The 20858-nt window shown below is 69.7% G+C and carries 17 protein-coding genes; 15 read left to right on the top strand and 2 right to left on the bottom strand.

Translation table 11 applies throughout. The features are described from left to right. The first annotated feature begins 105 nt into the window (after positions 1 to 105). Complete coding sequence (locus GA0070612_RS28270) at positions 106 to 1941, top strand: RICIN domain-containing protein (RefSeq protein ID WP_088990689.1); 1836 nt, start codon at positions 106 to 108, stop codon at positions 1939 to 1941. A 183-nt stretch (positions 1942 to 2124) separates the two neighbouring features. Then, positions 2125 to 3708, top strand: coding sequence for an arabinofuranosidase catalytic domain-containing protein (locus GA0070612_RS28265; RefSeq protein ID WP_197699257.1), 1584 nt, complete (start codon positions 2125 to 2127; stop codon positions 3706 to 3708). A gap of 83 nt (positions 3709 to 3791) precedes the next feature. Here GA0070612_RS28265 and GA0070612_RS28260 read toward each other — a convergent pair whose 3' ends face one another. Next, complete coding sequence (locus GA0070612_RS28260; RefSeq protein WP_088990688.1) at positions 3792 to 5111, bottom strand: extracellular catalytic domain type 1 short-chain-length polyhydroxyalkanoate depolymerase; 1320 nt, start codon at positions 5109 to 5111, stop codon at positions 3792 to 3794. Between the two features lie 268 nt (positions 5112 to 5379). Between GA0070612_RS28260 and GA0070612_RS28255 the strand changes: the two genes are divergently transcribed. The 5 genes from GA0070612_RS28255 to GA0070612_RS28235 all read left to right on the top strand — a co-directional run bounded on the left by GA0070612_RS28255 (position 5380) and on the right by GA0070612_RS28235 (position 11800). Further along, positions 5380 to 6378: a PaaX family transcriptional regulator gene (locus tag GA0070612_RS28255; RefSeq protein WP_088990687.1), complete on the top strand. Its 999-nt coding sequence runs from the start codon at positions 5380 to 5382 to the stop codon at positions 6376 to 6378. A gap of 141 nt (positions 6379 to 6519) precedes the next feature. Further along, positions 6520 to 6987: a hypothetical protein gene (locus GA0070612_RS28250; RefSeq protein ID WP_088990686.1), complete on the top strand. Its 468-nt coding sequence runs from the start codon at positions 6520 to 6522 to the stop codon at positions 6985 to 6987. Beyond that, a complete protein-coding gene (locus GA0070612_RS28245) occupies positions 6980 to 7888 on the top strand; it encodes an alpha/beta fold hydrolase (protein WP_088990685.1) in 909 nt (302 codons plus the stop codon). Before GA0070612_RS28250 ends, GA0070612_RS28245 begins: the two co-directional genes overlap by 8 nt. Before the next feature lie 567 nt (positions 7889 to 8455). After that, a complete protein-coding gene (locus GA0070612_RS28240) occupies positions 8456 to 9922 on the top strand; it encodes an endo-1,4-beta-xylanase (protein WP_088990684.1) in 1467 nt (488 codons plus the stop codon). A gap of 489 nt (positions 9923 to 10411) precedes the next feature. Next, positions 10412 to 11800 (top strand): RICIN domain-containing protein, encoded by a 1389-nt coding sequence (locus tag GA0070612_RS28235; RefSeq protein ID WP_088990683.1) that lies wholly within the window; start codon positions 10412 to 10414, stop codon positions 11798 to 11800. A 75-nt stretch (positions 11801 to 11875) separates the two neighbouring features. Here GA0070612_RS28235 and GA0070612_RS28230 read toward each other — a convergent pair whose 3' ends face one another. Beyond that, on the bottom strand, positions 11876 to 12646 hold the full coding sequence (locus GA0070612_RS28230) for a FadR/GntR family transcriptional regulator (protein WP_088990682.1): 771 nt from the start codon (positions 12644 to 12646) through the stop codon (positions 11876 to 11878). Positions 12647 to 12791: 145 nt separating this feature from the next. Here GA0070612_RS28230 and GA0070612_RS28225 point away from each other — a divergent pair, with 145 nt between their 5' ends. The 8 genes from GA0070612_RS28225 (at position 12792) to GA0070612_RS28190 (ending at position 20854) form a co-directional block, all read left to right on the top strand. Then, positions 12792 to 14054, top strand: a complete 1263-nt coding sequence (locus GA0070612_RS28225; RefSeq protein WP_088990681.1) for an ABC transporter substrate-binding protein — start codon at positions 12792 to 12794, stop codon at positions 14052 to 14054. Between the two features lie 4 nt (positions 14055 to 14058). Continuing rightward, positions 14059 to 15039, top strand: a complete 981-nt coding sequence (locus tag GA0070612_RS28220; protein ID WP_167393682.1) for a carbohydrate ABC transporter permease — start codon at positions 14059 to 14061, stop codon at positions 15037 to 15039. Then, entirely contained in the window at positions 15039 to 15866 is an 828-nt protein-coding gene (locus GA0070612_RS28215; RefSeq protein ID WP_088990680.1) for a carbohydrate ABC transporter permease, read from the top strand. The genes GA0070612_RS28220 and GA0070612_RS28215 overlap by 1 nt, the downstream gene beginning before the upstream one ends. A gap of 1 nt (position 15867) precedes the next feature. Further along, positions 15868 to 17088, top strand: a complete 1221-nt coding sequence (locus tag GA0070612_RS28210) for a mandelate racemase/muconate lactonizing enzyme family protein (RefSeq protein ID WP_088990679.1) — start codon at positions 15868 to 15870, stop codon at positions 17086 to 17088. A 109-nt stretch (positions 17089 to 17197) separates the two neighbouring features. After that, positions 17198 to 18223 carry a zinc-dependent alcohol dehydrogenase gene (locus GA0070612_RS28205; protein ID WP_088990678.1) on the top strand — a complete coding sequence of 342 codons (1026 nt, stop codon included), beginning with the start codon at positions 17198 to 17200 and terminating at the stop codon, positions 18221 to 18223. After that, a complete protein-coding gene (locus tag GA0070612_RS28200) occupies positions 18220 to 18981 on the top strand; it encodes an SDR family NAD(P)-dependent oxidoreductase (RefSeq protein WP_088990677.1) in 762 nt (253 codons plus the stop codon). The genes GA0070612_RS28205 and GA0070612_RS28200 overlap by 4 nt, the downstream gene beginning before the upstream one ends. Further along, the gene (locus GA0070612_RS28195) at positions 18978 to 19856 is read left to right on the top strand and encodes an amidohydrolase family protein (protein WP_088990676.1); all 879 of its coding nucleotides are present in this window, start codon (positions 18978 to 18980) and stop codon (positions 19854 to 19856) included. Before GA0070612_RS28200 ends, GA0070612_RS28195 begins: the two co-directional genes overlap by 4 nt. Then, positions 19853 to 20854, top strand: coding sequence for an aldo/keto reductase (locus tag GA0070612_RS28190; RefSeq protein ID WP_088990675.1), 1002 nt, complete (start codon positions 19853 to 19855; stop codon positions 20852 to 20854). The genes GA0070612_RS28195 and GA0070612_RS28190 overlap by 4 nt, the downstream gene beginning before the upstream one ends. The last annotated feature ends 4 nt before the right edge of the window (positions 20855 to 20858 follow it).

The raw sequence follows: 20858 nt of genomic DNA, 5'->3' as shown, positions 1-20858 counted from the left end.
CAATTCATTGACACGGTTCAGTGCCCGGTCCTACGATCCGTGCGAATCGATTCGCAAGCGCTGCCCTCCGGAGAGCGTCCCCCACGCCCCACCAAGGAGCCGCCCGTGAAAACCCCGTCCCGCGGCAGGTCAGGACGAGTCGGTGCGATCGTCGCCCGACTCGTGGTCGGCCTGCTCGCCGCCACGACCGCCGTCGCCGTCGCCCCGTCCCCCGCGCAGGCCGCCGACGAGTCGATCAGTGTCAACTTCTCCTCGACCAGCGGTACGCCGACCTACCGCGCCTCCGGCTGGATCTACGGCATGACCGAGAACGCCAGCGGTCCGGCCGACCACTTCTACCGGGACGTCAAGTTCCAGTACATGCGTGCCGGCGGCGCACAGCTTCCGGGCAGCGGCTGGGTCGGCGGGACCTACGACCGCCGCTGGAACTCCACACTCGCCCAGGCGCGCCGGACCAACGCCCTCGGTGGGCAGTTCATCATCCTGCCGCACGACCTCTGGGGTGCCGACGGCGCCGGGATCTCCCGCTTTCCCGGTGACAACGGCAACTGGACCGACTACGACAACTTCCTGACCCGCCTGATCGGCGACGTCCGGGCGTCCGGGCTGTCGGTGCAGTGGGACATCTGGAACGAACCCAACATCACCATCTTCTGGAACCGCCCCATCTCGCAGTACCTCGAACTGTGGCGCCGCACCTACCAGCGCATCCGGGCGGAGTTCCCCAGCCAGCTCATCGTCGGGCCGAGCTGTGCCTGCGTACCGTCGACCAACCACACGTTCTGGAACCAGTACCTGGACTTCGTCCGCTCGACCAACACGGTGCCGGACATCATCAGCTGGCACTCCCTGCCCGGTGACCCGGTCGCCAACGTCGCGGCGGCCAACGCCACCCTCGACCCGCGCGGCATCGCCCACCCGCGTCCGTACCAGATCAACGAGTACGGCGCCCCCGACGAGCAGAACCCGGCCGACGGTGCGTGGTACATCGCGCGCCTGGAGCGGGCCCGGGCGGACGGCCTGCGCGCGAACTGGGCCAGCGGGGGCAGTCTGCACAACGACCTCGGCAACCTGTTGATCCGTAACTCTGCCGGTCAGCACCAGCCCAAGGGCGAGTGGTGGAACTACCGCTTTTACGCCTCGCAGACCGGGCAGATCGTCGGGGTGACCCCGAGCCAGTCGTTCGACGCGTACGCCACGAAGGATTCCGGCTCGGCGAAGGTCCTGATCGGTGGTGGTCGGACCACCGGGAACCTGACCGTCAACCTGCAACGCCTGGACACCACCAGCGGCATCGTGCAGAACAACCAGGTCCGGGTGCTCGCCCAGCGCATCCCGCACAACAACGGCGGTGCCGTGCAGGGGCCGGTCACGGTCTCGAACAGCGTGGTGAACGTGTCCAACAACAACGCCACGGTGACTCTGCCGTACTCCAACCAGACCGACACCTACACGCTCACGCTGCTGCCTCCCTCGGAGGGCGGCTTCCAGTCGGTGGCCGTGGCGCAGCACTCCCAGCAGTGCCTGAACAACGCCGGCCTGAGCACCGCCGACGGCAACGTCCAGCAGCAGAACCACTGCGACGGCGGTGACCAGCAGCTGTGGAACTTCCGGCCGGTCGCCGGGGTGGCCAACACGTACACGGTGGTCAACCAGCAGAGCGGGAAGTGCCTCGACGTCAGCGGGGTGTCCGCCGCCGACGGTGCGGCCGTGCACCAGTGGACCTGCCTGAACAGCTCGAACCAGCAGTTCGCGCTGCGCAAGGTGACCTACTCGGGTAACGACTCGCACGACTACCAACTCGTTGCCCGGCACAGTGGCAAGTGCGTGGACGTCAACGCGGTCTCCACGGCGGCCGGCGCGCAGGTCCACCAGTGGACCTGCCGAGCGGTCAATCAGGGCAGCCCGTTGAACCAGACGTGGCGGCTCCTGGGGCGGTAGGTGTCTCGGGGTAGGTGATGCGCCGGCCGCTCGTCGGGTGGTCGGCGCATCACCTACCGACCGCATTCATTGACATGAATGAAATAAAGATCCTACCATTCGTTGCGAATCGATTCGCCGACCCCGCCCTCGCCCGTGGCGCGTCGCCCATCCCCCACCTCCGCCGACTCCGAGGAGTACCTCGTGCGAACCCCGTCCCCCGGTGGGCCAGGAACGGCCCTCGATCCCATCCCGAGACGCCGCCGCGCGCGACGTCTGACCTTTCTGGCCGCTGCCCTGGTCGGCGTCCTCGTCGGCTACGGCACCACGCCGACCACCTCACCCTTCGCGGCCGAAGCCGCGGCAGCCGTGTCCGCGGCGATCGAGCCCGGGCAGAGCACCACGGTCGTCGGCGCCCAGTCCGGTCGCTGCCTGGAGGTGCCGAACTCCAGCACCACCAACGGCACCCAGACCCAACTCTGGGACTGCACCGGCAGCGCCGGCCAGACCTGGACCTGGACGTCGAGCAGGCAGCTCACGGTGTACGGCAACAAGTGCCTGGACGCCAACGGCCGGGGCACCACCAACGGCACGCAGGTGATCATCTGGGACTGCAACGGTCAGAACAACCAGCAGTGGAACGTCAACAGCAACGGCACCATCACCGGCGTGCAGTCCGGGCTCTGCCTCGACGCCAACGCCGCCGGCACGGCGAACGGCACCAAGATCATCCTCTGGTCCTGCAACGGCGGCGCGAACCAGCAGTGGACCTCGCCGAGCACCCCGCCGACGACGCCACCGCCGACCACCCCACCGCCGAGCGGCGCGCGCCCGTGTGACATCTACGCCTCTGGCGGCACGCCGTGCATCGCGGCGCACAGCACGACGCGGGCCCTCTACGCGGCGTACACCGGCAACCTCTACCAGGTGCGTCGCTCGTCGGACAACACGACCCGCAACATCGCGGTGTCCGGTGCCGGCGGCACCGCCGTCGCCGCCACGCAGGACTCCTTCTGCGCCGGCACGACCTGCGTGATCACCGTCGTCTTCGACCAGTCCGGACGCGGTAACGACCTCTGGTACCAGGGCTCCAGCGTCGTTCCGGGCTCGCCGCAGAGCAGACCGGCGATCGCCACGTCGGAGTCGCTGACCGTGGGCGGGGCGAAGGCGTACTCGCTCTACATCAACCCGGGCAACAGCTACTGGCGCGACGGGCACCTCACCGGCGTGCCGACCGGTGCGGCGCCCGAGGGCATGTACATGGTCACCAGCGGCACCCACGTCAACAGCGGCTGCTGCTTCGACTACGGCAACAGCGAGACGACCAGGAAGGCGGACGCCGCCGGCGCGATGGACGCCATCAACTTCAGCAAGCAGTGCTGGTTCGGCGGCTGCTCGGGCTCCGGCCCCTGGGTGCAGGCGGACCTGGAGTGGGGCCTGTTCCCGGGTGGCAGCCAGGCCTGGAACCCGAACCAGCGTGCGTTCACCAGCAAGTTCGTCACCGCGACGCTGAAGAACAACGGCACCACCCGCTTCGCCATCAAGGGCAGCGACGCGCAGTCCGGCAGCCTCTACACCCTCTATGACGGCGCGCTCCCGCCGGGATACAGCCCGATGAAGAAGCAGGGCGCGATCATCCTGGGCAGTGGCGGTGACTGCTGCAAGCCCGACGGCGGCGCGAACCTGAGCGCCGGCACCTTCTACGAGGGAGCCATGGTCGCCGGCTACCCGTCCGACGCGACCGAGAACGCGGTGCAGGCCAGCGTGGTGGGCGCCGGTTACCGCTGACCCGGCGACGCCGGAACGAGTCGTGCGCCGGTCACCACGCGAGGTGGTGACCGGCGCACGGTCTCGTCGACGTCGGTCCGGTCTCAGGCGACCGTGCAGGACGCGCCGTTGAGGGTGAACGATGCCGGTCGGGCGTTGTTACCGCTGTGGCTGGCCTGGAAACCGATCGTCACCGAGCCGTTGACGGGGATGCCCCCGTTGTACGCGACGTTGCGGGCCGTCACCTGCCCGGAGTTGGGCGAGTAGGTGGCGTTCCAGCCCGAGGTGATGGTCTGTCCGCTGGGCAGGGTGAAGACCAGGGACCAGCCGTTGACGGCGCTGGTGCCCGTGTTGGTGATGGTGATGTTCTCGGTCAGGCCGTTGTTCCAGGCGTTGACGGCGACGGTCACCCGGCACGCGCCGTTGGTCGGCGGCGGCGTGGTCGGGGGCGGAGTCGTCGGCGGCGGGGTGGTCGGCGGCGGGGTCGTGGGGTTGGTCAGGCCGAAGAACTGCAGGGCGGCGGCGGCCATACCGCCGGACGGCAGGCTGTGCCCGGCGCCCTGGATGCTGTACGCCTCGACCTGGACGGTGCCGCTGGTGTCGGCGTACCGACGCCGGTTCCAGTTGGCCTGGGGCGTGTCGGTGGAGGTGGGTGTCTGACTCAGGCCGAACACGTTGGTCCACTGCTCGATCGTCTCCTGCAACAGCGAGTACGGCACCAGGGTGTCGTTGGTGCCGTGCCAGAGCTGCACGCGTGGACGGGGTCCGGCGAAGCCGGGGTACGCCTGGCGCACCGCGTCGCCCCACTGCTGCGGCGTGCGGTTCATGTTCCCGCCGGTGCACTGGCTGCTGCCGGGCGGGTAGTCCGCCGCGTTGGCGAAGCAGTTGAACGGCACGCCCATGAACGCGGCGCCGGCCTTGAACACGTCGGGGTAGAGCGCCAGCATGTGGTTGGTCATCATGCCGCCGGACGAGCTGCCGGTGGCGTAGACCCGGTCCGGGTCGGCCGCGTACTGCTGCTGCACGTACCGGATCATGGAGATGATCGAGACCGGGTCACTGCCCCCGCCTCGCCGCTTGGCGGCGTCCGACCAGGTGTCGAAGCAGTTGCCGAAGCCGGCCTGCTGGGTGGCGGACGGGTAGATCACGATGTACCCGTAGCGGTCGGCGAGGCCGGCGAACTCGCTCCCGGAGTAGAACCCGGGGCCGGAGCCGCCGCAGCCGTGCATGGCCACCACCGTCGCCGGCCTGGCCGGCCGGTTGTCCGGCACGTAGACGTGCATACGCATCCGCCCCGGGTTGTCCCCGAAGCTGGTCACCTCGGTCAGCGACGCCGCGTACGCGGGTCGGAACGCGGGGATCACCAGGCCGGCCGTCACCAGTGGCACGGCGAGCGCGAGCAGCAGTTTTCTCTTGATTGTCAACGGACGACTCCTTCGATTGCCGGTGCGGCTGGATTGGTGGCGCGATCCGGTGGCGGGTGCGCCCGGTGCCCGCCTGATCACGCCTGCCCGCTACCTGTGGTCTGCCCTGTCCCTGCCCGGCTCCGGGCGGCATTGCATGGCAATTAGTGTTCCCCCGGGACCGACAAGTGTCAATCGAAGTCTTTCTATCGTCGATCGAGCCCGGGAGCCGGCCGGGCGCTGCTCCGTCTACAGTCGTCACACCGTCCCTGAAGAGCACGGAGCGCCTGTGGCAAGCCCGTTCGACATCGACGAGATCTATCCGGACGACGGAGATCACGAGCTCCGGCTGCCCCGGCGGCAGGCGGGCAACTCACCCCAGGGGGTCGCCGTGACCCTGCTGGCGGATTACACACTGCGGACCCGTGTCTCGCTCCCGTCCGCCGCCATCGTGGCGCTGCTCGGGGAGACCGGCGTGACGACGGCCGGTGCGCGCACCGCGATCAGCCGGCTGGCCCGGCGCGGCGTGCTGGAGGGCAGCCGACTGGGACGCCGCAGCTCGTACCGGCTCAGCCGCGGCGCTGCCGCGAGCCTCTCCGCCGGAGCCCACTGGATCCTCACCTCCACCACCTCGACGGTGCGATGGGACGGGTGCTGGACGGTCGTCGCCTTCTCGCTGCCACAGGAGTTGAGCGGGCAGCGGCGGGCCCTGCGGGCGCAGCTGAGGTGGCTCGGCTACGCACCGTTGTACGACGGGCTGTGGATCTCGCCGCGCGACCTGAACGCCCCGGCTCGTGCCCGTCTCGACCAGCTCACCCTCGGTGCCGTGACGGTGTTTCGCGGGCGGCAGGCACCCCTTGACTCGGCCATCCACCGTGCCCCGATCGAGGCCTGGGACATCGAGGCGATCAGCCGGAGTTACGAGGCGTTCCTCCGGCGTTGGACGCCGCTGCTGCCCGCTGTGGTGTCCGGGGAGGTCGACGGTGCCGCCGCGGTACGGGCCCGTACCGAGGTGATGGACACCTTCCGGCGGTTCCCCGTCCTCGATCCGCAGTTGCCCGTGGAACTCCTTCCCGAGGGGTGGCTGCGGCGGCCGGCGCAGGAGCTGTTCGCGGCCGTCTACGACGGCCTCGCCGCGCCCGCCGAGCGACACGTCCGGGCGGTCGTCGCCCGGTTCGCCGACGGCACGCAGCCCGGCATCCGGGCGCACACCACCGCCGACATGCTCGCCGGGGTACGCCTCGAGGCGAGCCTGGCCGAGCGGGGGCACGGCGGCGCTGCCGACTGACGGGAGCGTCGTGGTTCTCGCCGGTGCCGCACCCGGTCTGCGGCCGTGCACGGCGCTGCCGAGCACCGTGCTCACGCCCATCGTGCTTGACACTGGCCGTCAAGCGCTTGACGATGGGTGTCAAGTAGTGGAGGAGGCGGCATGGCACCCACGCACGACGAACTGACCGAGCACCTCATCCGGTTGATCGACATCCGGCTGCTCGACCCCCTCGACATCCTGGTCGACGGCCACGACGCCATCGGCCCGCTGCGCGCCGTCATCCGGGAGCGGGCCCGATCCTTGGCCACCACGATCGTCAGCGGCGACCAGCGGGCCGCCGTCGGCGCGGTCATGCGCGCGATCTCCACCCTCTATCCGGGGGACACACCGTTCGACCCACCCATCGACTGGTGGCGCAGCCCGCTCGGCCAGGCCGTCGCTCGACGGGTCGGCCACCCGACCGCAGAATCCGTGTCGTACGCGGTGGCCGGCGCCATGCTCGGCATCACCCGCCAGGGCGTCCACGACCTGGTCTCCCGTGACAAGCTCGCCCGCCACCCCGAAGGCGGCGTGCGCTGCGCTTCCGTACGAGACCGGCTGCTCAGGGAAGGAACCCGACGTGGCTGAGACCATTGTCGACTCCGGGACCGTGCCCATCGCGATCCGCGACTTCGGCGGATCCGGCCAGCCGCTGCTGCTCCTGCACGGTGCCGGCGGCAACCTCGCCCAGATGGCCACCCTCGCCGAGCACCTGCGCCCGGCCCACCGGGTGGTCACCGTCGACCTACGTGGTCACGGGCGCTCCGGAGACGGCCCGTGGCGCTGGGACGACGTGCTGGCCGACCTGGCCGCCGTCAGCGACGACCTCGGCCTCACCTCCCCGGCGGTGGTCGGCGTCTCCCTCGGCGGCATGCTCGCCACCCTGTGGGCGCAGCGTCACCCGGAGTGCCCCGGTGCCGTCAGCCTCGACGGCAATCCGCCGCTCAACCGTCGCGACCAGCTCGCCGGGCTGGATCCCGAGCAGGCTGGGACCGGGTTGGCCACGCTGCGGGCCGTCTTCGACGGGATGGCCGCGATGGTGGCCGAGCCGCTGACCGCCGAACAGGTGGCTGCCCTGGTCGCGGGGCAGCGGGCCATGGCCCAGCGCTACGGAGGCGCGCCGGACGATTGGGTGGCGGCCTTCGAGCGCAACCTCGTGCCCGGCGAGGACGGCCGCAGCCGGCTGCGGCCCGCGCCGGACCTTACCCGGCAGCTCCGCGACGCCATGGACTCCCTCGACCTGATGCCCGCCTACCGCGACACCCGCTGCCCGCTGCTGCTCGTCCTCGCCACCGAGGATCTGCCCGAACAGCAGCCGTTCCACGGCCTGTACGAGGCGTACCGCAAGGTCACCGCCGAACGGCTCGCCGCTGTGGAGAACCCGTCTCTGCGGGTGTGGCATCTCGCGGGTGCCAGCCACGCGATGGTCGCCGAACGACCACAGGGTCTCGCTACCCTGATCACCGACTTCCTCAGCCCTGACGACTGAGGGCGACCCGCAGGCGCCCGCCCTTCTACCGTCGGAGCTGCCGGGCGGCGGTCGTCGTCCGCATCGCCGAATCGTCGCGACGGTGTGGCTACCGCCCCCCGGGGACGGGGCTGGTCGCCGTCAGTACGCGCCGGACCGCCGGCCCCGCTCGGTCTCGCATGCTAGCTGTGAGCGATAACAGGGCCACCCTCAGGCGTCTTCCGGTGATGCGGCAGCGTGGCCGTTCCGGCAGTTCGCGCCGTGCATGACGGCGATCTTCGCAGGCGGTCGGTGGTGAGCGGGGCGGAGTGTTCCGGCGCGTCGGCGTGAACGGCTCGTTTCGTCTTGACGAACGGCATGTTATCGCTCACCCTCGATATCGAGGTTTATCGTTTCGTTGGGTTCACCGGGCGAGCCCTGCGGGTCGTGCCTCGGATCCCGGCGTCCCCTCCGGGCGGGCGGACGTCACCTCAGGGCTCCCGGCAGCGCCGGCGAACGCCTTCCCTGACCGCGTGCGCCGCACCGGGCGGCCGTCCTGATCGATGTGGCACATCACCACCACCGATGCATCCACTGAAAAGGAACGACATGAAATCACGCAGAACGTTGCTGGCGGCGGCGACCCTCGCCGTCGCCCTCACCACCGGCATGACGGTGGCGCTGACTCCCGCATCCGGCGCCGGCACGACGCTGAAGGCGGCGGCCGCCGAGAAGGGCCGTTACTTCGGCGCGGCTGTCGCCGTCAACAAGCTGTCGACCAGCGCCTACACGACCATCCTGAACCGTGAGTTCAACGATGTCGTGGCCGAGAACGAGATGAAGTGGAGCTCCACCGAGCCGCAGCAGAACACCTTCACCTTCGCCAGTGGTGACCGGCTGGTCAGCCACGCGCAGGCCAACGGCATGGGCGTGCGGGGTCACACGCTGCTGTGGCACGCGCAGCAGCCGGGGTGGGCGCAGGGCATGTCGGGCAGCGCGTTGCGCAACGCGATGATCAACCATGTCACCAAGGTGGCGACGCACTACCGCGGGAAGATCCACTCGTGGGACGTGGTGAACGAGGCGTTCGCCGACGGTGGTTCGGGTGGACGGCGCGACTCGAACATGCAGCGCACCGGCAACGACTGGATCGAGGCGGCGTTCCGGGCGGCGGACGCGGCGGATCCGGGCGCGAAGTTGTGTTACAACGACTACAACACCGACGGGATCAACGCGAAGTCGACCGGGATCTACAACATGGTGCGGGACTTCAAGTCCCGTGGTGTGCCGATCGACTGCGTGGGCTTCCAGTCGCACCTGGGCACGTCGCTGGCGTCCGACTACCAGGCGAACCTGCAGCGCTTCGCCGACCTCGGCGTGGACGTGCAGATCACCGAGCTGGACGTGATGACCGGCGGCAACCAGGCCAACATCTACGGCGCCGTCACCCGCGCCTGCCTGGCCGTCTCACGGTGCACCGGCATCACCACCTGGGGGGTGCGCGACTGTGACTCGTGGCGCGGCTCGGACAACGCACTGCTGTTCGACTGCAACGGCAACAAGAAGGCCGCGTACACCGCCGTCCTGGACGCCCTCAACGGCGGTTCCACCCCGCCCACCACGCCACCGCCGGGCTCCGGCGTGGACACCAGCGCCTGGTACGTGCTGCTGAACCGCAACAGCGGCAAGGCCCTGGACCTGTACGCCTCGGCGACCAACGACGGCGCGCGGATCAGCCAGTGGTCGCGGAACAACGGCACCAACCAGCAGTGGCAGTTCGTGGACTCGGGGAGCGGCTACTACCGGGTGAAGTCCCGGCACTCCAGCAAGGTTCTCGACGTCAGCGGTTTCTCGACCGCCGACGGCGGCGCGATCGTGCAGTGGTCCGACCTCAACGGCACGAACCAACAGTTCCGGATCGCCAATTCGGCTGACGGATACGTGCGTCTCATCAACCGCAACAGCAGTAAGGCTGTCGAGGTGCAGGGCGCGTCCACGGCGGACGGCGGCAACATCGTCCAGTACGCCGACTGGGGCGGCACCAACCAGCAGTGGCAGTTGGTCCGGATCGGATAGCGACCGGACGAGTCAGGTGACAGGACGGCGGCCCGCCCCCACCCGGGGCGGGCCGCTGCTTGTGCCCGCTGGGGAGGTGCCGCTCGCCCGATCGACGCCACCCCATCGTCCATCGACTGTGAGCGATAACAAGAGCTACGTCAAGTCACCGCTCCGTCGCGGCGCGACGTTTGCAGGGCCGCTACCAGCACCCATGCTGCCGGCCGAGGGGAACCTCGCGAAATCGATGCCAATCGTTTGACGTATGACGTCGTTAGCGCTAATTTTCACCCGCGGACCACTGGCTGCCCGGAGCCGGATGGGCGCCGCGTACCCGGCGCGGGCCTGCTCCTCATTCGGTCCGTGGCCTGGGCCACGGTCGCTCGGCGGCGGCCGCATCTCGTCCGCAACCCCCTCAGACGTGCTGACGCCACCACCAGTCGCCGGCACGCACCCCAGGGCACGCGCGCGCGTTCTGCTCGTGGGTCGCCCCGATCGAAGGAGTGGACCATGAAGGTCATCGGTGAGGCCCGTCCCGCCTCCCCGCCACGGCATCACTGGCGGTCAGGGATGGCCGCGGCTGCGGCCGCGGTCATGGCGGCCAGCGCGCTGGTCGCTGTCAACCAGACGCCCGCGGCGGCTGCCACAGTGGACACCAACGCCTGGTACGTCCTGGTCAACCGCAACAGCGGCAAGGCGCTCGACCTGTACGCCTCGGCCACCAACGACGGTGCGCGGATCAGCCAGTGGACCCGTAACAACGGGGCCAACCAGCAGTGGCAGTTCGTGGACTCGGGGGGCGGCAACTACCGGGTGAAGTCCCGGCACTCCGGCAAGGTTCTCGACGTCAGCGGCTTCTCGACCGCCGACGGCGGCGCGATCGTGCAGTGGTCCGACCTCAACGGGACCAACCAGCAGTTCCGCCTGGCCGACTCGGACGGCGGCTACGTCCGACTGATCAGCCGGCACAGCAGCAAGGCCGTCGAGGTGCAGGGCGCCTCCACCGCCGACGGCGGCAACATCGTGCAGTACGCCGACCACGGTGGTGCCAACCAGCAGTGGCAGCTCGTCCGCACCGACGGCGGCACCACCCCGCCACCGACCGGTGGCAGCGGCTGCGGCAAGGCGCCGACCCTGTCCAGCGGCACGCACACGATCCAGAGCAACGGCAAGAGCCGGACGTTCACCCTGCGGGTGCCGGCCAACTACAACAACAGCAACCCCTACCGGCTGATCTTCGCCTTCCACTGGCGGGGCGGCACCATGCAGGACGTCTCCTCCGGTGGCACCAGCGGAGCGCCGTGGTCCTACTACGGGCAGCAGGAGCAGTCGAACAACAGCGCGATCCTGGTCGCGCCCCAGGGCCTCGGCAACGGCTGGGGCAACTCCGGCGGTGAGGACATCGTCTTCGTCGACGACATGATCAGCCGGATCGAGAGCAGCCTCTGCGTCAACCCGCGGCAGCGGTTCGCCCTCGGCTTCAGCTGGGGCGGGGGCATGAGCTACGCCATCGCCTGTGCCCGCGCCACCGTCTTCCGGGCCGTCGCGGTCATCTCCGGCGGGCAGATCAGCGGGTGCAGTGGCGGGACGCAGCCCATCGCGTACTTCGGGTTGCACGGCATCTCGGACAACGTCCTGAGCATCGGACAGGGGCGGTCGCTGCGCGACACGTTCGTGCGCAACAACGGGTGCACCGCCCAGAACCCGCCCGAGCCGGGGGCGGGCAGCCGCACCCACATCACCACCACCTACTCGGGCTGCCGGTCCGGGTACCCGGTGCAGTGGGCCGCGTACGACAACGGCCACATGCCCGGCCCGGTGGACGGCACGTACGCCGAGAGCGGCATCACGACCTGGACCAAGGGTGAGATCTGGAGGTTCTTCTCGCAGTTCTCCTGACCGTGGTCGCCGGCGAGGCCGGCGCTGACGTCGGCGGCAGCGCCCGCTCCCGTGCCCGGGGGCGTGCGCTGCCGCTCAGCGTTGCAGTCGAACCGGTCTGCCCGAACCGCTGCGGCGGACCAGCCAGGCCTCGGTGATGTGGGTGAACATCGCCTCGGCGGCGCCCTCGGAGTCGTGTGCGGCGATGCGCTCGTAGATCCGCCGGTGGCCCTGGTTCGACGCCACGCAGAGCGAGCGTTCGGTGCGGCCCATGTAGCTGGCGGTGTTGATGACCTGGCTCTCCAGTGCGCGTACGACGCCGCGAGCGATGCGGTTGCCGGACGCCTGCATGATCGTGTCGTGGAAGGCCCGGTCGTGTTCGTGGTACGTCACGTGGTCGTCGACGAGGTCGTCCATTCCGTCCACCATCTCGCGCAGGCGGTCGATGGTCTCCGCGTCGGCGAGCCGGGCGGCGACGTTCGCCATGTCGGATTCGAGCACCCGTCGGGTCACGACCAGGTCGTCGAGGATCGCGAGGGTGTCGTCCTCGGCGATGGTGGCCGCGAGGACGAGCTCGTCGAGCATGTCCCACTGTGACGGTGGGGTGACCATGGTGCCGGCACCCTGTCGGACCTGCACCAGCCCCTTCTCCTGAAGGATCTTGACGGCTTCGCGGACGACGGTGCGGCTCACCGAGAAGGTCTCGCAGAGGATCGGCTCCGGAGGCAGGGACGTTCCCGACGGATGTACGCCACGGACGATGCGCTGCACGAGTTCGGCGGTGACCGCCCGGGCGAGGTTTGTCGGTCGACGGACCCACGCCGGGGCCGCCGGATTGTTCAGGGCTGTCTCCTGAGCTGGCGTCATGTCCCCTCCGAATGACCCGCCGTGGCACGACGACCTCGCCAGTCTACGGCCGAGTATTGACGTCACACGTCATACGAGTTACTTTCCGACCAACGATGGCAGACGGTAGCGCCGTCGGCCACCCCACTTTCAGAGGTGACAACTCATGAGACAGCGCGCAATATGGTCGGCCGTCTTCGTTGTTGGACTGGCCCTGACCGGCTGTGGAAGTGCTAGCGACTCGGGCTCCTCCAAGAGCTCCGAGGGCAAGTTGGTGGTGTGGGACTGGAAGTCAGGCGAGCCGTTCGCCAAATCGTATCTGGACAAGGCGAAGGCCGACTTCAAGAAGAAGCACGCGGACGTCGAGGTCGAGTTCGTCGCGCAGCCCTTTGATCAGTACTACACGCTGCTCGGTGCGGCGATCCAGTCCGGCAAGGGGCCGGACGTCATGATGTTCAACGGCGGCGGCCAGATCCGCGACCGGGTGGACGCGCTGGTGCCGATCACCGACTACGTGGCCGAGGACAAGCAGCGGCTGGCCGGTTGGGAGGCGTTCACCAAGGACGGCAAGGTCTACGGCGGTCCGGTGACGCTGCAGGGCTACCCGATCTACTACAACAAGGACATCTACCGGAAGGCCGGCCTCGACCCGGCCAGCCCGGCCACCACCTGGGACAAGTTCGTCGCGGACTGCGCCGCCGTCACCAAGGCCGGCTCCCGGTGCTTCGCCCTCGGCAACAAGGAGGGTGTCGGCATCCAGTTCTGGCTCTCCAGCATGGGGTCGGTGACGCTCACCGCCGCTGAGTACGACGCCTGGATCACCGGCAAGCGCGACTGGAACTCGCCCAACGTGAAGCGGGTCTTCGAGCTCTGGAAGGAGACCGGGGACAAGAAGATGAACACCGACGGGGCCAACTCGACGGCGATGTTCAACGACTCCTTCGCGGCCTTCCAGTCCGGCAAGGCCGCCCACGTCATGGGCCTCATGTCGGACGTCGGGCACTGGAAGTCCTTCAACGAGTTCCTCACCCCGGAGAAGCTCGGCGTCATGAAGCCCCCGGTCGTCACCGCCGGCACCACGCCGAGCCTGCCGTACGACGGTGGCATCGGCTACGCCGTCGCCAAGTGGACGAAGGACCCGAAGGTGGCCGCCGACCTGGTGCGCTCCCTGACCTCGGCCGAGGCGTTGAAGGCGTTCTACGCCGACGCCGGCGCGATCGCCGCCGACGTCACGATCGACGTGTCGCAGGCCGGTCCGGCCGCCTCCACCATCGTCAGCGAGCTGAAGACCGGTAAGCCGGCTCTGCACGTCGCGCTCTCCTCGAAGACGATCGACCTGATGGGGCGCCTCTCCCAGCAGCTGCTCAGCGGTTCGATCACCGTCGACGAGGTGGTGAAGCAGTTGGCCGCTTCCGACCAGGCGGGCTGACCTCGTGCCGATCGGAAACACGCAACCGTCGGTCCGCCTGGCTTCGGCCGGGCGGGCCGGCGGCCCGGCGGCCACACCCCCAGCGCACCGCGGTGGCACCCGTCCCCGTCGCACCCGCGGCGGCCTGGGGGCCGAGCGCTACGCCCCCTACATCCTCGTCGCCCCGGCCGTCCTGATCATCGTGGCGCTGCGGCTCTACCCGCTGATCCTCGGCGTCAACTTCTCCTTCACCGGCGACGGTGACAAGAACGGGGAAGCGGTCGGTTTCGGCAACTACCAGGAGTTGTTCTCCGATCCGCTGTTCCGCACCGCGTTGGGCAACGTCGGCCTGCTGGTGTTGCTCCTTCCGGTGGCGGTGGCGATCCCCGGTCTGCTTGCCACGTTCATCTACCTGCGGGTGCCGGGCCACCGTCTCTACCGCAGCGTCTACTTCTTCCCCGCCGTGCTCTCCCCGGTCATCGTCGGCGCGATCTTCAACCTGCTGCTCGCCTTCGACGGCCCCGTCAACGCCGTCCTCGGCGTGGTCGGAGCCGGCCCGGTGGACTGGCTCGGTGACCCGGACATCGCGATGTTCGTGGTGGCGGGGGTCCACATCTGGGCCACCTTCGGGATGGCCCTGGTGGTGTTCCTCGCCGGCTTCGCCACGCTCGACGCCGCGCTGCTGGACGCCGCCCGGGTGGACGGCGCGTCACTGCGGCAGGTCGTCTGGCACGTGATCGTCCCGAGCCTCTCGCGGACCATCCAGTTCGTCTTCGTGACCACGATGATCGGGATGCTGACCTCCATGTTCGGGTTGCTGTTCGTCATGACCAGCGGTGGCCCGGAGGGCTCGACGTACCTGCCGGAGTACTACATCTGGATCCAGCAGGGCCAGATGAACCGGCCGGCGCTCGCGTCCGCAGCGTCCACGATCCTCTTCGCGATCATGCTCGTGGTGGGCATGTTGCAGATCAAACTGCTCGAACGATCGGGAAAGGTGGACTGATGTCCCGCGTCCGACTGGGACGGTGGATGGTCGCCATCCCGATGTCACTGCTCGCGGTGGCGACGATCTACCCCCTGCTCTTCACCGCGAACGTCGCGTTGAAGACCCGCCGGGACTACATCCTGGACCGGTTCTCCCTGACCAGCACCCTGCAATGGGAGAACATCAGCACGGCGTGGACCAGCGTCGGCATGGGCCGCTACTTCGTCAACTCGCTGGTCGTGGTGGCGTCGTCGGTGCTGCTGCTGCTCCTGATCGGGTCGATGGCCGGCTTCGCGCTGAGCCAGCTGCGGTTCCGTGGCTCGTCGGCGTTGTTCCTGGGCTGCCTGGCGGGGCTCTTCATCCCGTTCCAGGTGATCATGGTGCCGCTCGCGCGGATCATGGCCGACACCGCGCTGATCGACACGTACCCGGGTCTGATCCTCGTCTACGTGGCCCAGTTCCTGCCGTTCACCGTGTTCCTGATGACGAGCTACTACAAGGGCATCCCACCGGAGATCGTCGACGCCGCCCGGATCGACGGCAACACCGTCTACGGCGTGTATCGCCGGATCATGCTGCCCCTGGGCACCCCGGCGCTGCTGTCGGTGGGCATCCTCAACACGCTGTTCTGCTGGAACGACGTCCTCATGGCGCTGGTGATGATGCCCTCGGCCGAGAACCGGACGCTCATGATCGGGGTGACCTCGTTGCGAGGGCAGTACTCCGACAACATCCCGACGTTCGCGTCCGGGGTGCTGATCGCCGCGATACCCGTCCTGTTGGTCTACCTGTTCCTCCAGCGCCAAATTGCCGACGGCGTCGCCGCCGGTTCCACGAAGGGTTGACATGCGGATCACGGGATTTCGGACGCTCACCACGGTCCAGGAATGGGGGCGCCCCGTCGGCGACGCCAACGGCGTGTTCGCCGACGGGGTGGTCCCGATCTCGATCGTCCTCGTCGACACCGACGAGGGCATCACGGGCGTCGGCCTCGGGCCGCACGTCGAGATCGAGCGGATCTTCGCTGCGATCGAGGGCGAAGACCCCCGTGCGGTGACGACCCTGTACGACCGCATGTTGCGGCACACCTTCAAGGCCGGCCACGCGGGGCCGGTGTTCGGCACCATCGGCGCTCTCGACACCGCGTTGTGGGACATCAAGGCGCAGGCCGCCGGCGAGCCACTGTGGAGGCTGCTCGGCGGGCGGGACCGACGGGTCAACGCCTACGCCTCCGGCCTGGACATCGGGTTGACCGACGACGAACTCGTCGCGGCGTACGAGGTCTACGCCAGTTACGGCCTGCGCGCCGCCAAGCTCAAGGGTGGCCTCGACATCGAGCGGGACCAGCATCGGCTCGGCCTGGTCAGAGACGTCCTCACCGAGGCCGGGCACGGCCGGCGAGCGGGCCTGATGCTCGACGTGAACGAGGCCTGGACCCGGAAGCAGGCCGTGCGGCACGTCTGCGAGATCGAACGCTCCCTCGACCTGATCTGGATCGAGGAGCCCGTCCGGCGGTGGGACGCCGAGGGTTGCGCCGCCGTCAGTCGGGGGGTGCGCGCGTCGGTGGCCACCGGGGAGAACCTCACCGGGCTCGAACAGTACCGCCCGCTGATCGCCGCCGGCGCTGTCGATGTCGTCCAGATGGCCGCCGTCTGGGGCGTCACCCACTTCCTGCGGGTGTCCGCCCTGGCCCACGCGCACGACCTGCCGGTCAGCCCGATCGGCAACAGCCCGATCGGTCTGCTGCACGCCGCGACCTCGGTGCCGAACCACCTGACCAGCGAGTTGCAGGATCTTCACCGACCGGTCGGTGTCTCGATCGACCTGCACGTCGAGGACGGCGCCTTCATCCTCGGCGACTCACCCGGGCTGGGCGTCCGCGTCGACGAGGAGCTGATCCGGGCCGCGGAGCGCCGCCCGCAGGCGCAGACGGCCGACACCCCCAACGTCCGGCCGGAGTTGGCCGGCCGCTGGTTGCTGGCCGGCGTGGACGGTATCGTCGCCGGCCATCCGGTGCCCGTGGTGTCGCTGAACTCGCACCACGAGGTGGCGCCCACCGGGCGGTAGCGAGCTGAGCACCACAGAAGGAGGAGCGTGGGTGCACCGCCGCGGCGGTGCACCCACGACCATGCTCGGTCGGCACGACCGACGTACCGACCGTCGAGACGGAGGATCGATGAAGGCAGTCGTCTACCGGGGGGCGCGTGACCTCGGAATCGAAGACCGCGAACCGGCGCCACCCGGTCCCGGAGAGGTACGGATCGACGTGGCCTACACCGGAATCTGTGGTACCGACCTGCACATCTACCACGGCGACATGGACGCCCGGGTCGGTGACTCCGCGATCATCGGGCACGAGATGTCCGGGCGTGTCGCGGCGGTCGGCGCGGACGTCGACGGCGTGACCGTCGGCCAGCCCGTCACCGTGATGCCGACCCGCCCCTGCGGACAGTGCCCGGCCTGCCGGCGCGGCACCTCGCACATCTGTCACGCCATGAACTTCCTCGGTATCGACTCACCGGGCGCCATGCAGTCCTCCTGGAACGTCCCGGCGGGGCTGGTCCTGCCGCTGCCCGAGGACCTGCCGCTCGACCACGCCGCGCTCGTGGAGCCGGTCGCGGTCGCCGTGCACGACGTCCGGCGGGGGAAGGTCTCCGCCGACGACCAGGTGGTCGTGGTCGGTGGCGGGCCGGTAGGGGTGCTCATCGCGACCGTCGCGCAGAGCCGAGGCGCGCGGGTGCTCCTGGTCGAGCCGGACCCGTACCGGCGTGAGGTGGCGGGCGCTGTCGGCATCGAGGCCGTCGACCCGGGGTCGACCGATGTCGTGGCTCTCGTCGGCGACCGCACCGACGGAGCGGGCGCCGACATCGCCTTCGAGGTGTCCGGCGCTGCCGCCGGTGTCACCACTGCTGTGGACGTGCTCACCACCCGGGGCCGGTTGGTGATGGTGGCGATCCACCCCCGGCCCCGCGAGGTGAACCTGCACCGGTTCTTCTGGCGTGAACTGGAGCTCCTCGGCGCCCGGCTCTACCAGCGGGACGACATGGAGGAGGCGATCCGGCTGGTCGCCTCGGGCGCGATCCCGGCGCGACAACTCATCTCCCGGGTCGAGCCGATCGACGCGGCCGCCGACGCCTTCACGGCGCTCGAAGGTGGCGGCGTGATGAAGGTTCTGCTCGATGTCCAGGGAGGTGGCAGGTGACCGCGCTGTTCGACCTGTCCGGTAAGACCGCGGTGGTCACCGGGGCCCGGCGTGGCATCGGCCTCGCCATGGCCGAGGCCCTGGCCCTGGCCGGTGCTGACATCGTCGGCGTCTCCGCCCAGCTCGAAGCCAGCGGCAGCGAGGTCGAAGCCCGCGTGCAGGCCGCCGGCCGACGGTTCACCGCGCTGCGGGTCGACCTCGGCGACCGGGCCGCCGTGCACGGCCTGGCCCGGGACCTCACCGCTCTCGGGCCCATCGACATCCTCGTGAACAACGGTGGCACGATCGCCCGTACTCCGGCCGCGGAGCACCCGGACGAGATGTGGGACCAGGTCATCGAGGTGAACCTCAGCAGCCAGTTCGTCCTGAGTCGGGAGATCGGCCGGACGATGGTCGAGCGCGGCCAAGGCAAGATCATCTTCACGGCGTCGCTGCTGAGTTTCCAGGGCGGCATCACCGTCCCCGGCTACGCCGCGTCGAAGTCGGGCGTCGCCGGCCTCACCAAGGCGCTGGCCAACGAGTGGGCCGCCCACGGGGTGAACGTCAACGCCATCGCACCCGGTTACATCGCCACCGACAACACCCAGGCGCTGCGCGACGATCCCGACCGCAACCAGGCGATCCTCGGTCGGATCCCCGCCGCCCGCTGGGGCCGCGCCGACGATCTCGGGGGCGCCACCGTGTTCCTGGCGTCGGCCGCGTCCGACTACGTCAACGGGATCGTGCTGCCCGTCGACGGCGGTTGGCTGGGCCGATGACCGGCGGGCAGGGGCCTCGGCGAGCCGGAATCGTCGACGCGCACCACCACCTCTGGGTCCGCGCACGGCACCCCCAGACGTGGATCGACCCGGTGACGATGGCGGCCATCGACGCCGACTTCGAACCCGCCGACCTCGCGCCGCCGGCCCAGGCGGCCGGGGTCACCGCGACGGTGGTGGTGCAGTCCATCGCCTCCGAGGCCGAGACGGCGGACCTGCTGGGCATCGCGGCCGGGGACACCCTCGTCCGCGGGGTCGTCGGCTGGGTGGACCTGACCGCCACCGACGTCGTCGCCCGCATCGACCGCCTGCGGGCCGCACCGGGCGGGGACCGCCTCGTCGGCATCCGTCACCTCGTGCAGAGCGAGACCGACCCGGCGTACCTGGACCGTCCGGACGTCCGGCGGGGGATCGCCGCGGTGGGCGCGGCGGGCCTGGTGTACGACCTGCTGGTCCGCCAGCACCAGCTGCCCATGGCCGCGCGCCTGGCGCGCGACCTGCCCGAGGTGAACTTCGTCCTCGACCACCTGGGCAAGCCCGCGCTGGGGCGTCCGGAGATGGCGGAGTGGACCCGCGGCCTACGGGCGCTGGCGGACGCGCCCAACACGACGGCGAAGCTCTCCGGTCTGGTGACCGAGGTCGACCGGTCGCCCTGGACGCCGGGAGACCTCCGACCGGCCGTCGAGGCCGCGCTCGACACGTTCGGACCGGACCGACTGATGTACGGCTCGGACTGGCCGGTCTGCCTGCTCGCCAGCTCGTACGCCCGGTGGGTCGAGGCGCTGGCGGAGTTGCTGAGCGGCCACGACGAGACCGATCAGGCATCGATCTGGGCCGACACGGCACGCCGCGTCTACGGGCTGGAGGCGTCGTGAGGGTACGGGAACTGCCGCTCCGCCCGCAGGTACGCCTCACCGAGCTGGGCTTCGGTGCGGCCCAGGGCGGCAACCTGTACCGGACGACGACGGACGAGGAGTTCGCGTCGGCGGTCGACACGGCGTGGGAGGCGGGCGTCCGGTACTACGACACCGCGCCGCACTACGGGCTGGGGCTGTCCGAGCGTCGACTCGGCGCTGCCCTGCGCGAGCGGCCACGTGACGAGTACGTGGTGTCGACGAAGGTGGGGCGACTCCTGGTGCCGTCCCCGCAGGACGCGCACCTGCGGGACTCCGACGGATTCGACGTCCCGGCCAGCCACCGGCGGGTCTGGGACTTCAGCCGCGACGGTGTCCTCCGCTCGATCGAGGCCAGCCTGGAGCGGACCGGGTTGGACCGGGTGGACGTCGTCTACCTCCACGACCCGGACGACCACTGGGAGCAGGCCGCACGCGAGGCCGTACCCGCCCTGGTCGAGCTGCGTGACCAGGGCGTCGTGGGCGCGATCGGCGCCGGCATGAACCAGTCGGCGATGCTGGCGCGGTTCGTGCGGGAGACGGACGTCGACGTGCTGATGTGCGCCGGACGGTACACCCTGCTGGAGCAGGGGGCGGCGGACGACCTGTTGCCGGCCGCCACCGACCGGGGCGTGGGCGTGGTCGTCGCGGGCGTCTACAACTCGGGGCTGCTGTCGCGGGAGCGGCCACCGGCCGATGCCGTCTACAACTACCAGCAGGCGCCGACGGAGCTGATCGAGCGGGCGCGACGGATCGCGGCGGTCTGCGAGACGTACGGGGTGACTCTGCCCCAGGCGGCACTCGCGTTCGTCCGCCGGCATCCGGCGGTCGTGTCGACGGTCGTCGGAGTGCGCGACGGCGCGCAGGTCACCGAGACGATGCGACGGTTCGGGACCGCCGTGCCCGAGGAGCTCTGGGACGCGTTGGCGCAGGCGGGCCTGCTCGCCGTGTCGCCCGGTGCGGACGCCGGACGCGGCTGAAAAG

The organism is Micromonospora chokoriensis (assembly GCF_900091505.1).
Lineage (GTDB): Bacteria > Actinomycetota > Actinomycetes > Mycobacteriales > Micromonosporaceae > Micromonospora > Micromonospora chokoriensis.
Note: the sequence above shows the minus strand (reverse complement) of the source record. Positions and strands in the feature narration are given on the sequence as shown.